The sequence below is a fragment of the Brevundimonas sp. CURTG3B2_SDJG genome (assembly GCF_057364705.1).
The window spans coordinates 1-11,301 of sequence record NZ_JBNFOJ010000077.1 but is presented as its reverse complement, the minus strand read 5'-3'; the positions used below and the strand labels follow the sequence as shown (position 1 = coordinate 11,301).

Annotated in this window: 13 protein-coding genes; 5 read left to right on the top strand and 8 right to left on the bottom strand. The window is 69.8% G+C overall.

Features of this window, described 5'->3' with window-relative positions:
* The coding region (locus tag AC2W7C_RS07195) for an MHYT domain-containing protein (RefSeq protein ID WP_486000827.1) at positions 1-462 on the bottom strand (462 nt) is incomplete at its 3' end.
* Complete coding sequence (locus AC2W7C_RS07190; RefSeq protein WP_486000826.1) at positions 357-584, bottom strand: MHYT domain-containing protein; 228 nt, start codon at positions 582-584, stop codon at positions 357-359. The genes AC2W7C_RS07190 and AC2W7C_RS07195, both read right to left, overlap by 106 nt.
* 294 nt (positions 585-878) lie before the next feature.
* On the opposite strand from AC2W7C_RS07190, the gene AC2W7C_RS07185 reads away from it, so the two are divergent.
* On the top strand, positions 879-1,589 hold the full coding sequence (locus AC2W7C_RS07185; RefSeq protein WP_486000825.1) for a DUF817 domain-containing protein: 711 nt from the start codon (positions 879-881) through the stop codon (positions 1,587-1,589).
* A 3-nt stretch (positions 1,590-1,592) separates the two neighbouring features.
* Here AC2W7C_RS07185 and AC2W7C_RS07180 read toward each other — a convergent pair whose 3' ends face one another.
* A complete protein-coding gene (locus AC2W7C_RS07180; RefSeq protein ID WP_486000828.1) occupies positions 1,593-2,315 on the bottom strand; it encodes an SDR family NAD(P)-dependent oxidoreductase in 723 nt (240 codons plus the stop codon).
* Positions 2,222-2,476, bottom strand: a complete 255-nt coding sequence (locus AC2W7C_RS07175; RefSeq protein ID WP_486000829.1) for a hypothetical protein — start codon at positions 2,474-2,476, stop codon at positions 2,222-2,224. Before AC2W7C_RS07175 ends, AC2W7C_RS07180 begins: the two co-directional genes overlap by 94 nt.
* A 152-nt stretch (positions 2,477-2,628) precedes the next feature.
* Here AC2W7C_RS07175 and AC2W7C_RS07170 point away from each other — a divergent pair, with 152 nt between their 5' ends.
* Entirely contained in the window at positions 2,629-3,525 is an 897-nt protein-coding gene (locus AC2W7C_RS07170; RefSeq protein WP_486000824.1) for an AraC family transcriptional regulator, read from the top strand.
* A 56-nt stretch (positions 3,526-3,581) separates the two neighbouring features.
* Positions 3,582-5,168 carry a phytoene desaturase family protein gene (locus tag AC2W7C_RS07165; protein ID WP_486000823.1) on the top strand — a complete coding sequence of 529 codons (1,587 nt, stop codon included), beginning with the start codon at positions 3,582-3,584 and terminating at the stop codon, positions 5,166-5,168.
* A gap of 92 nt (positions 5,169-5,260) precedes the next feature.
* Here the strand turns inward: AC2W7C_RS07165 and AC2W7C_RS07160 are convergent, their stop codons facing one another.
* Both AC2W7C_RS07160 and AC2W7C_RS07155 read right to left on the bottom strand, forming a co-directional pair.
* Positions 5,261-5,635, bottom strand: coding sequence for a response regulator (locus tag AC2W7C_RS07160; RefSeq protein ID WP_486000822.1), 375 nt, complete (start codon positions 5,633-5,635; stop codon positions 5,261-5,263).
* A complete protein-coding gene (locus tag AC2W7C_RS07155; protein ID WP_486000821.1) occupies positions 5,632-7,152 on the bottom strand; it encodes a sensor histidine kinase in 1,521 nt (506 codons plus the stop codon). The genes AC2W7C_RS07160 and AC2W7C_RS07155 overlap by 4 nt, the downstream gene beginning before the upstream one ends.
* A 157-nt stretch (positions 7,153-7,309) precedes the next feature.
* Between AC2W7C_RS07155 and AC2W7C_RS07150 the strand changes: the two genes are divergently transcribed.
* Positions 7,310-8,812 (top strand): carboxylesterase/lipase family protein, encoded by a 1,503-nt coding sequence (locus AC2W7C_RS07150; protein ID WP_486000820.1) that lies wholly within the window; start codon positions 7,310-7,312, stop codon positions 8,810-8,812.
* 3 nt (positions 8,813-8,815) lie between these two features.
* On the opposite strand, the gene AC2W7C_RS07145 is transcribed toward AC2W7C_RS07150, so the two are convergent.
* Both AC2W7C_RS07145 and AC2W7C_RS07140 read right to left on the bottom strand, forming a co-directional pair.
* Positions 8,816-9,214: a GFA family protein gene (locus AC2W7C_RS07145; protein WP_486000819.1), complete on the bottom strand. Its 399-nt coding sequence runs from the start codon at positions 9,212-9,214 to the stop codon at positions 8,816-8,818.
* A complete protein-coding gene (locus tag AC2W7C_RS07140) occupies positions 9,211-10,581 on the bottom strand; it encodes a GH1 family beta-glucosidase (protein ID WP_486000818.1) in 1,371 nt (456 codons plus the stop codon). Before AC2W7C_RS07140 ends, AC2W7C_RS07145 begins: the two co-directional genes overlap by 4 nt.
* 258 nt (positions 10,582-10,839) lie before the next feature.
* On the opposite strand from AC2W7C_RS07140, the gene AC2W7C_RS07135 reads away from it, so the two are divergent.
* Positions 10,840-11,301: LacI family DNA-binding transcriptional regulator (locus tag AC2W7C_RS07135; RefSeq protein WP_486000817.1), on the top strand; the 462-nt coding region annotated here is incomplete at its 3' end.

Below are 11,301 nucleotides of genomic sequence, written 5' to 3'. Positions count from 1 at the left end.
CCCGGCGTCAGGACGACGGCGGCCATGGCGGTGTAGTGCATGGCCACGGACGCCCGCGCCCAGGACGACGGCGGCCAGCAACTGCCAGCTCGCCCGCGAGTGCCGCCGCGCCGCCGCCAGAGCCGCGGTGGAGGCCAGGAAGGCGACGACGAGCGAGGCGACGACCCACTCGGGCCGATAGTCGACCGCGACGGCGGAGCGCAGGGCGGACATGCCCAGGTAGTGCATGCCGCCGATGCTCAGCCCCATCACCACGCCGCCGGCGACCAGGCGCCCTCGAGCGGCGTTCGACGTGCTGCAGACCATGAACGCGACCGCGGTGCCGGCCACGGCCAGGGCGAGCGACAGCAGGGTGGTCACGGGCTCGTACGAAACCGCGCGCCGGGATCGAAACCCAGCATGGCCACGAAATGCATCGACCAGATGCTGACGCCCATGGCGATCGCCGACAGGCCGACCCACTGGGCCTGGACCTTGCCGTCGTGGCGGCGCGAGCGGCGAAACAGGTCGAGCGCCGTCCATGAGCCGAACACCGCGACAAGGCTCGAGAGCAGCGGATAGATCAGGTGGTGGTCGTGATTCACCGGGCCGTCCTGTCCAACGACGATGCCAGCATTAGTTGAACTTTTCGGCCCCCTCCATACGGTGACGCTCGAGAGGCGAGTGCAGGGCCTGCACCACATCTCCACGAGCGCGAGCGATCCGCACGGCTAGTGTGATCGCATGACCGACACGATTCGCCTTCCTCTCGAAGACTGGGGTCGTCGCCGGCTCGCCGACGCCCAGGCCTGGCGGACCGATCGCGGCTTCGCGGGTGGGCGTACGAGTTCCTGTGGTTCGGGCTGAAGCAGGGCTGGGCCTGCCTGTTCGGTGGCGCGATGCTGGCGCTGATCCTGGGCACGCACCTGCTGTGGCCGGAGCGGGCCCCGATCTCGCGCTACGACTTCCTGGTCGTCGGCGCCCTGGTGATCCAGGCGGCCATGCTGGCGCTGAAGCTGGAGAGCTGGGAGGAGGCGCGGGTCATCTTCCTCTTCCACCTCGCCGGCACGGTCATGGAGCTGTTCAAGACGGCCCATGGATCCTGGGTCTATCCCGAGGACAGCGTCCTGCGCATCGGGGCGGTGCCGCTGTTCTCGGGCTTCATGTACGCGGCGGTGGGCAGCTACATCGCCCGGGTGCAGCGCATCTTCCACATCCGGGTCCGGCGCTATCCGCCCCTGTGGGCGACCTGGATCCTGGCGGCGGCGATCTATGTCAACTTCTTCGCCCACCACTGGCTGCCGGACGTCCGGATCGGCCTGTTCACCGCGACGGCCCTGCTGTTCGGGCCGGGGTGGTTCTATTTCACCGCCGACCGGAAGCGGCGGTCCATGCCCCTGCTGCTCGGCTTCTCCCTGGTGGCCCTGTTCATCTGGTTCGCCGAGAACCTGGGCACCCTCGGCCGGGCCTGGGCCTATCCGGGGCAGGCCGACGGCTGGGAGATGGTCGGGATCGAGAAGCTGGGCAGTTGGTTCCTGCTGATGATCATCTCGATCGTGCTGGTGTCGATCGTGCATCGGCCCGAGCCGGAGCCCGGGTCGACGGCCTGAGGATCAGCCCCAGGCGTTGGGAGCGGTCTCGGGACGGATTTCGAAATCGCCGTCGGTGCCCAACGACAGGAGCCGCCAGGCGTCGAGCTCGGCCTTCAGCGAGGCGATCTTGGCCTCGATCATGCCGACGGCGTCGGATCCGGCGGCCCAGCGAACTGGTTGCGCAGGGGCGTCGGCCAGGGCGACCACGGCCCGGCCCAGCTTGGCGGGGTCGCCGGCCTGGTTGCGGCTGCGGCCGTCGTAGAAGGCGCGCAGAGCCGCCGACGCCTCGGCGTAGTCGGCGATGGCGTGCGTCCCATGTCGCACGGAGGTCGGCTCCAGGAAGTCGGTGCGGAAGAAGCCGGGCTCGACGACGGTCACCTGGATGCCGAAGCGGGCGACCTCGGCGGCGAGGGACTCCGAGAAGCCCTCGACGGCGAATTTCGAGGCGCAGTAGAGCGAGCCGGTTTCGCCGCCGACCAGGCCGCCCACCGAGGAGATGTTGAACACCCGGCCCGAGCGCTGGGCGCGCATGACCGGCAGGACGGCGCGGGTGACGTGCATCAGGCCGAAGACGTTGGTGTCGTACTGGGCCTGGGCGTCCTGGGCGGTGGTTTCCTCGAACATCGCCAGGTGGCCGTAGCCGGCGTTGTTCACCAGCACGTCCAGACGACCGAACCGGGCCAGGGCGGCGTCGACGGCGGCCTGGATCGCGGCGGGGTCGGTGACGTCCAGTGCGACGGACAGCAGGCGGTCGCTGTCCGGGCCGAAGGCCTGGACGAGCGCGTCGCGGCTGCGGCGGCGGCGACGACGCGGTCGCCGGCGTCCAGGACGGCGCGGACGATGGCGGCGCCCAGGCCGCGCGAGGCGCCGGTGACGAACCAGATGCGGGGAGGGGAGGCGGTCATGGGGGTCTCCTTGAGCGAGGCCTCCGATATGGTCTGCATCGAGGCGCGGCCCGTAGGCCGATGGCGCCAGCATCTTGCACGATCCTGCCAACGACTAGCCGGCGGGAAGACGCGTGCTTGCGTCCGGCGCTTCCCAGGTCATGATTGCCGGTATGCGCCGATTGCACGAACTCGTCGCCCTGGTACGAAGCCATCTGCCCGCGCTCGGGCCGGACGGCATAGGGCCCCTGATGCTGCCGGGGCTGCAGATGATCGCGAGCGCCGGCCTGACGGTGCCGTCGCCGCTGGTCTACGAGCCGATGCTGTGCCTGGTCCTGGAGGGGGCCAAGACCACGACGCTCGGTGCGGAGACCCACCGCTACGGCGCGGGCCAGTATCTGGTGGTGTCGGCCGACCTGCCGGTGAGCGGCCAGGTGATCCAGGCGCCCTATCTGGCGGTGGGGATCCCCCTGGATCGGGTCATGATCGCCGACCTGCTGATCCAGGCCGAAGGTGCGGTTCCGGAGGCCGCCCCGGTTCGGGCGCTGGCGGTCAGCGACATGGACGACGACCTGATCGAGGTGGTGATCCGGCTGGCGCGGTTGCTGGAGCGGCCCGACGACGCTCCGGTGCTGGGGCCGATGATCCGGCGCGAACTGGCCTGGCGCCTGCTGCGCGGCGAGCGGGCGGGCATGTTACGTCAGATCGCCTCGGACGGCGGTCGCCCGGAGCAGGTGCGCCGGGCCATCTGCTGGCTGCGCGAGCACTACGCCCAGCCGATGCGGATCGGACAGCTCGCCGAGGTGGCCGGCATGAGCGAGACCTCGTTGCATCGTCATTTCAAGGCGGTGACCGCGATGAGTCCCCTGCAGTACCAGAAGCAGTTGCGCCTGCAGGAGGCGCGCAACCTGCTGCTCAGCCAGGGCCGGGACATGGCGGGAATCGGCTTCGCCGTCGGCTACGACAGCCCCTCTCAGTTCAGCCGGGAGTACGCGCGGTTGTTCGGCCGTCCGCCGGGCCGGGACCTGGAACGGCTGAGGGCCGATCCGTCGCTGGTTTCGGCGGTCTGAGCGCGTTCGGCTTGCCGCGCCGGGCGGACCCGGTGCAGGAAGGCCTCGGAGGGACCATGGCGCAGACCGCAACCGACGTCGTCATCCTGGGCGGAGGGCACAATGGGCTCGTCTGCGCCTTCTACCTGGCGCGGGCGGGGCTGAAGGTGACCGTGCTGGAGCGCCGGCCCGTGGTCGGCGGGGCGGCCGTGACCGAGGAGTTCCATCCCGGCTTCCGCAACTCGACCGCCAGCTACACGGTCAGCCTGCTCAATCCCAAGGTCATCGCCGACATGGACCTGGCCCGGCACGGGCTGCGGGTGGTCGAGCGCAAGGTCTCCAACCTTCTGCCGCTGGAGGATGGACGGCATCTGCTGGCCGGCGAGGGGCGGACCGCCGCCGAAGTGGCGAAATTCTCGGTGAAGGACGCGGAACGGCTGCCCGAGTACGAGCGCCGTCTGGAAAGAGTGGCGGCGATCCTGCGCGACTGGATCCTGAAGGCGCCGCCGAACATGGCCGAGGGCGGCTGGCTGGCGCAACTGCCGGAGCTGGCCAGCGCGGCGGGCCTGGGCCGGCAGGCGATGGGGCTGGCTGCCGAGGGGCGGCGCGACCTGCTGGACCTGTTCGCCAAGTCGGCGGGCGACTGGCTGGACGGCTGGTTCGAGAGCGATCCGATCAAGGCCCTGTTCGGCTTCGACAGCGTGGTGGGCAACTACGCCAGCCCGTATACGCCGGGGTCGGCTTATGTGCTGCTTCACCACGTCTTCGGCGAGGTGAACGGCAGGAAGGGCGTATGGGGCCATGCGGTCGGCGGCATGGGCGCGATCACCCAGGCCATGGCCGCCGCCTGCGTGGAGCAGGGCGTGGACATCCGCCTGGAGAGCCCGGTCGCCGAGGTGCTGACCGAGAAGGGCCGGGCGGTGGGCGCGGCGACCGAGGCCGGCGACGTGGTGCGGGCGCGGGCCGTGGTGTCGAACCTTCATCCGCGGCTGCTGTTCGAGCGGCTGGTCGACGACGCCGTGGTCCCGGCCGACTTCCGCGCGCGGATCGGGAACTACCAGTCCGGCTCGGGCACGTTCCGGATGAACGTGGCGCTGTCGGAGCTGCCGAACTTCACCGCCCTGCCGGGGCAGGGGGATCACCTGACGGCGGGGATCATCATCGCGCCCTCGCTGGCTTACATGGACCGCGCCCACGCCAGCGCCCGGCTGAAGGGCTGGTCGGACGAGCCGATCGTGGAGATGCTGATCCCCTCGACCCTGGATGACAGCCTGGCGCCGCCCGGACGGCATGTGGCGAGCCTGTTCTGTCAGCACGTCTCGCCGGATCTGGCGGACGAGCATCGCGAGACGGTGGCGGACCTGATGATCCAGACGGTCGATCGCCATGCGCCGGGGTTCAAGGCGTCCGTCCTGGGCCGGCTGGCGCTGGGGCCGCGCGACCTGGAGCGGCGCTTCGGCCTGGTCGGCGGCGACATCTTCCACGGACGCCTGACGCTGGACCAGCTGTTCAGCGCGCGGCCGGTGCTGGGCCACGCCGATCACCGGATGCCCGTGCCCGGGCTGTACCTATGCGGATCCGGCGCCCACCCCGGCGGCGGGGTGACCGGCGCGCCAGGCCACAACGCGGCCCGGGCGGTGCTCAAGGACCTCCGTAGGGGCTAAGTTCTAGGGTCAGGCTCCAAGTTCTGGAGTGCGCGAAATCGGGACGGCTTGGCCCGCCCCATCCCTAGAACCTAGCCCCTAGAACCTAACCCCTACCTCCTGAGAACCCCCATCACCGCCATGAGGGCGTCGCGGACGGCGGCCTCGGTGAAGGGTTTCTGGATCGTCGGCTGGCCGCGCCACTCGTCGGGTAGGCCGCCCTCGCCGTAGCCGGTGGAGAAGACGAAGGGCACGCCGCGATCCTTCAGGGCCTGGGCGACGGGGAAGACCTGACGGCCGGCGACGTTGACGTCCAGCAGGGCGGCGTCCAGCGACCCGGCCTCCACCAGGGTCAGGCCGTCGTCGATGTTGGCCGCGGGGCCGACAGGGGTGCAGCCCATGTCTTCGAGAATGGTCTCCAGCAGCATGGCGACCAGGGATTCGTCCTCGACGATCAGGATGCGGCGCCCCGACAAAGCCTGGCTCATGACACCTCTCCCCCCCGATGCAGCGGAATCGAAAATTCCGCATGGAAACCGGTATCTGCGTAATCGAGTTCGACCTGTCCCGCCAGATCGTGCCGGACGTTGCGTTCGATCAGGCGGCTGCCGAAGCCGCGCCGGGCGGGCGGGGCGGCGGGCGGCCCGCCGACTTCGCGCCAGGCCAGCTGCAGGACCGGCTGGATCTGATTGGCGACGGCCCAATCCACCATCACCCGGCCCTCGGACGCCGACAGGGCGCCGTATTTGGCGGCGTTGGTCGCCAGTTCGTGGAAGATCATCCCCAGGGAAAGGGCCGCGGCCGGTTCCAGCGCGACGGGCAGGCCGTTCAGGCTGATGCGGTGCGGTCCGTGGGCCTCGGTCTCGTGCTCCAGAATGGCGCGCAGGTCGGCGCCCTCCCAGTGGCTGCGCGTCAGCAGGTCGTGGGTGTGGGACAGGGCCAGCAGCCGGGCCTGGAAACTCTCGGCGAAAGTGGCCGGATCGGCGTGCGACCGCGCGGTCTGCATGGCGATCGACTGGACCGTGGCCAGGGTGTTCTTCACGCGATGGTTCAGCTCGTCGATCATCAGCTTCTGGCGTTCGGCCGCGACCACGGTCTCGGTGACGTCGTGGCCCTGGACGAAGATGCCGGCGACCTTGCCTGTCGCGTCCCGGATCGGCTGGTAGATGAAGTTCAGGTACACGCTCTCCAGCGGGGCGTCCGGACTGCGCTGGAGCTGGACCAGGCTGCCGCGGCCCTCGTGCGGCTCACCGGTTTCGTAGACGGTGTCTAGGAACTCGAAATAGCCCTGGCCCGCCAGCTCGGGCAGGGCGTCTCGGATGGCCTTGCCGGTGATGTCGCGGTGGCCGATCAACTGGGCGTAGGCGCCGTTGTGCATCTGGAAGACGTGGTCGGGCCCGTCCAGGACCGCGACGAAACCCGGCGCCTGCATGAACATGTCGGTCAGGCGGTCGCGCTCGGTGGCCAGGCGCAGATTGTGCTCCTGGACCGCCCGCGCCCGGCCCAGCACCGCGCCGCCCAGGATGGAGTCCAGGGCGTTCTGCGAATCCTTCAGCTGTCGGCTCTCGCGCAGCTGCGTCAGTTCGGTGACGTCGGAAGTATGCTGCAGCAGGAAGACCACCTCGCCCGCGTCGTCCAGGATCGGGGTGTGGGTGGCGCTCCAGAACCGGTCCTCGAAGACGTCCTCGCCGTTCGCCTGGCGTCGGGCGATCGAGAATTTGACGACGGCGAGGTGATCCCGCTGCCGGGTGTCGCGCGCCTTTTCCAGGGACGCCTGGACCTGACGGACGTTCTCGGCGGCCTCCGAGCCGGGGCCGGAATCGAAGACCTCGAACAGCGATCGGCCGACGATGGCGGCGCGCGCGGCGCCGGTGATCTCCAGATAGGCCTGGTTGACCCCGGCGATGCGCAACTCGGGCGTGAGCAGCACGTAGGGATTGGGCGAGGCGTCGAACGCGCTCGCCAGATCGACCGTCAGGCCGCCCGATTTCGCCAGTTCCTTCAACCCTGATCCCCGCCACAGGCCTGCATCGCAACGTCTTGACCCGGAACCGGTTCCTGAGTGCTGAACGCCGGAAGCGTTTCGTTATTTTGGGCCTCCGGCGACCCGCGGCTAGTGTGTCCCGATGACGACCATCTCTCTTCTTGCGGCGGCGGTTCTGATGATGTCTTCGGGCGGCGCTTCCGATCCCAGGCCTCGGGCCGAGACGACCCGGGGCGTGCTCGCCGGCCGCGAGGCGGAGGGCGTCCGCAGCTTCAAGGGCGTGCCCTATGCGCGGCCGCCGGTGGGCGAGCGGCGCTGGCGGGCGCCTGAATCCCCGCCGGCCTGGGAAGGCGTGCGGGACGCGGGACAGGTGGGGGCGATCTGCATCCAGCCGCCGGCCAACGGCGACAACGGCGTCGGCCCGCTGCCGATGAGCGAGGACTGCCTGACGCTGAACGTCTGGACGCCGACGGATCGCGAAGGGCCGTCGCCGGTGATGGTGTGGATCCACGGCGGCGGGCTGAACAACGGCTCGGGCACGGCGGCGCTGTACGACGGGACGAACCTGGCGAAGCGCGGCGTGGTCGTGGTGACGGTGAACTACCGGCTGGGCCGGCTCGGCTTCTTCGACCATCCCGCGCTGGCGGCGGAGCGCGCGCCGGGCGAGCCTGCGGCCAACTACGGCCTAATGGACGTCATCCTGGCCCTGGAATGGGTGAGGGACAATGCGGCGGCCTTCGGCGGCGATCCGTCGAACGTCACCATCTTCGGCGAGTCGGCCGGCGGCGCGCTGGTCACCCGGCTGATGATCTCTCCCGAGGCCAACTGGCTGTTTCACCGCGCCGTGGTGCAGTCGGGCCTCGGGCGGGACGAGGGCACGCCGCTGGACGCGCCGCGCCGCGACGGCGGGCCGTCGATGCAGGCCAGGGGGAGACGCCTTCGCGGGCCCGACCAGGGACTGGCCGGGGCCCACGGGCGGGGCAGCTTCGGGCCGTTCCGGCCGAGGCGGTTCCTCAGGCCGGCGCCGAGCTTCTACGGCGGCGACGTTCTGGTCAGGGACGGGCGGCTGATCTCGGAGGACGTCGAAGCCGCCTTCGCCGCTGGACGCGAAGCGCCCGTGCCCCTGATCATCGGGACCAACAGCGCCGAGTTCTGGTGGATGAAGCCGTCCGACCTCAGCCCCTACGGCGCGCTGGACGACGCGATGACCGCTGAAGAGCGGACGGCTTTCCTGGCGGCCTATGGCGGCCAGTCGGGCTACGACCAGCATCTGCTGACAGACCTGGTGTTCGCCGAGCCGGCGCGCCATCTGGCCCGGCTGCACGCGCGCAATGGCCACCCGGCCTACCTGTACCGCTTCGACGTGGTGTCCGCCGCCATGCCCGAGCCGCACGACGGGGCGACCCATGCGTCCGAGCGGCAGTACGTCTTCGACAATCTGACCGCCTCGCCCTGGCCAACGGCCGAGATGGACCAGAGGGTCGCGGACGCCATGGCCGGCTACTGGACCCGGTTCGCGGCGACGGGCGATCCCAACGGAGGAGGGCGCACCGTCTGGCCGGAGATGGGGGCGGAGCCGGACCGGCTGCTGGAGTTCACCAATGACGGGCCGGTCGCCAGGGCCGTTCCGCACGGCCGCCGCCTGGACCTGATAGAGGCTTACTACGATCGGGTGCGCTGAGGCTCAGTCGCTGTGTTCGACGTCGCCCAGCACCGCCGCCCACGGGTGCCTGCGCGCCTCCCAGACCGAGAACCCTGGCGCCGGGAAGCCGGGATCGGCGAAGGCGCCCAGGGGGATGGCGATCAGCTCCGGAAAATTCCCGCCGCTGTAGAAGACGGTCGAGCCACAGGTCGGGCAGAAGCTGTAGTCGACCGTACGGCCGCTGTCGGCGGTGCGGGTCCAGCTGCGATACTCGCCGAGGATCGTCACGCTGCCCGTGGGGAAGCGGGCCTGGGCGGCGAAGGCGCTGCCCGTGCGCTGCTGGCAGGCCAGACAGTGGCAGACCGAGACGCGAACCGGCTCGCCCACGCAGGTCGCGCGAAGCGCGCCGCATCGGCAGGCCGCCTCGCGCGCGGCGGTCACAGCGTATCCAGCACCGCACCGTGGGTCCTGACGACCTCGGCGTAGAGCAGGCCGGAGTCCTTGATGGTCCGCTCCTGGGTCTGGAAGTTCACGTGGGTGATGCCGAAGCGTTTGGAGTAGCCCAGCGACCATTCCAGATTGTCGAGCAGGGACCAGGCCATGTAGCCGCGGATGTCGACGCCCTTGCCGATGGCGTCGTGCACCGCCTTCAGGTGGTTCTTCAGATAGTCGACGCGCATCGGGTCGTGGATGCGGCCGTCGATGGCGTGGGGCGGGTCGTACCAGGCCGAGCCGTTCTCGGTGACCATCAGGGGCAGCTTGCCGCCGGTCTGTTCGTGCAGCCACACCAGGGTGTCGGTGAGGGCGGGGGGATAGACCTCCCAGCCGGTCTCGGTATGGGCGTGCTGGACCTGTTTCACCGGACGGGCGCGGACGGGCCAGGCGTCGGGCGCGTTCTCCGGCACCGCGCGGGTGTACCAGTTCAGGCCCATCCAGTCGGTGGGCTCGGCGATGAGGTCGAAGTCCTCCTTCGGGAACTCGCGGTAGGCCTCGCCATAGACCTCCTTCAACTCCTCCGGATAGCCGCGGCCCATCAGCGGGTCCAGGAACCAGCGGTTCATCTGGGCCTCGGCGCGGCGTCGCGCGGCCTCGTCCTCGGGCTTGTCGCTGGCCGGGTATTTCGGCTCGATGTTCAGCACGATGCCGATCTGGCCTTCACCGACCTGGCGGAAGCGGCGGACCGCGGCGCCGTGGGCGCGCAGGACGTTGTGGCCGGCGATCATCGCCTCGAAGGCCGACTTGTGGCCGGGCGCCAGGGCGCCGTGCAGATAGCCGCCGTCGACGATGACCCATGGCTCGTTGATGGTGCCCCAGGTCTTGATGCGGCCCTTGAACTTTTCGAACAAAACCTGGCCGTAGTCGGCGAACCAGTCGGCGATGTCGGGGTTCAGCCAGCCGCCGCGGTCGTCCAGCGCCGCGGGCAGATCCCAGTGATACAGGGTGCAGAGCGGCTCGATTCCCTTCTCGAGCAGGCCGTCCACCAGGCGGTCGTAGAAGGCCAGGCCCTGGTCGTTGATGCGCCCCCGGCCCTCCGGCATCACCCGGCTCCAGCTGACCGAGAATCGGTAGGCCTGGAGGTTCAGGCGGGTCATCAGGTCGATGTCCTCGCGCCAGCGATTGTAGTGGTCGCAGGCCACGTCGCCGGTGTCGCCGTTCGCCATCATGCCCGGCGTGTGGCTGAACCGGTCCCAGATGGATTCTCCGGCGCCGTCGGCCATCGACGAGCCCTCGATCTGATAGGCCGCCGTGGCGGCTCCCCACAGAAACCCATCAGGAAACCGATATTTGCCGGTGTTTTCTGAAGTCATGTCGAAAGGTCTCGGGGGCGAACAAAAGGAACTGGGGGAGCCGATTCCGCAACCGGTCGGTAGCCTTGCACCGGGCTGAGCACAACCCTGATGTGGCCAAACTAGGGCACTTGCGGGTCCCCTGACTAGTGTGTCATGTAATCGGTTACACGGAATTCACGGACGGATGCGCGGCAAGCGCGCCGGGATCGGGATCCGAGGGAGGATCGACCCGTTGCACTGTTTCACGACCCAGCCTGTCGGCGCTGAGGGCCGGGCTTGAAGCCCGCCACCATCCGGGACGTCGCCGAGCGCGCGGAAGTCTCCGTCGCATCGGTTTCCCGCGTCCTCAACGGCGCCGGCCCGGTGACCGAGGCGACCCGCCAGCGGGTGCTCGAGGCCGTCGAGGCGCTGCAGTACGTGCCCCATTCCGGCGCGCGCAGCCTGTCGACCAGCCGCACCAACACCGTCGGCGTGATCCTGCCGGACCTGTACGGCGAGTACTTTTCCGAACTGATCCGCGGCATGGACGTCGCGGCCCGGGCGCTGGGCTATCACCTGATCGTCTCGTCCTCGCACGACGACGCCGCCGAGGCGTCCGCCGCCATCCGTTCGATGCGCGGGCGGGTGGACGGCCTGATCGTGCTGTCGCCGCACCTGGGCGCGGCCAACCTGGCCTCGGGCCTGGCCGGGCGCACGCCGATCCTGCTGATGAACGGCGGGGCGGAGGCGGCCGGCCGT

Coding starts and splice junctions, on each gene's coding strand:
- AC2W7C_RS07140 (WP_486000818.1), bottom strand. CDS start 10,581: ATGACTTCAGAAAACACCGGCAAATATCGGTTTCCTGATGGGTTTCTG.
- AC2W7C_RS07150 (WP_486000820.1), top strand. CDS start 7,310: ATGATGTCTTCGGGCGGCGCTTCCGATCCCAGGCCTCGGGCCGAGACG.
- AC2W7C_RS07175 (WP_486000829.1), bottom strand. CDS start 2,476: ATGACCGCCTCCCCTCCCCGCATCTGGTTCGTCACCGGCGCCTCGCGC.
- AC2W7C_RS07170 (WP_486000824.1), top strand. CDS start 2,629: ATGCGCCGATTGCACGAACTCGTCGCCCTGGTACGAAGCCATCTGCCC.
- AC2W7C_RS07185 (WP_486000825.1), top strand. CDS start 879: ATGCTGGCGCTGATCCTGGGCACGCACCTGCTGTGGCCGGAGCGGGCC.
- AC2W7C_RS07165 (WP_486000823.1), top strand. CDS start 3,582: ATGGCGCAGACCGCAACCGACGTCGTCATCCTGGGCGGAGGGCACAAT.
- AC2W7C_RS07160 (WP_486000822.1), bottom strand. CDS start 5,635: ATGAGCCAGGCTTTGTCGGGGCGCCGCATCCTGATCGTCGAGGACGAA.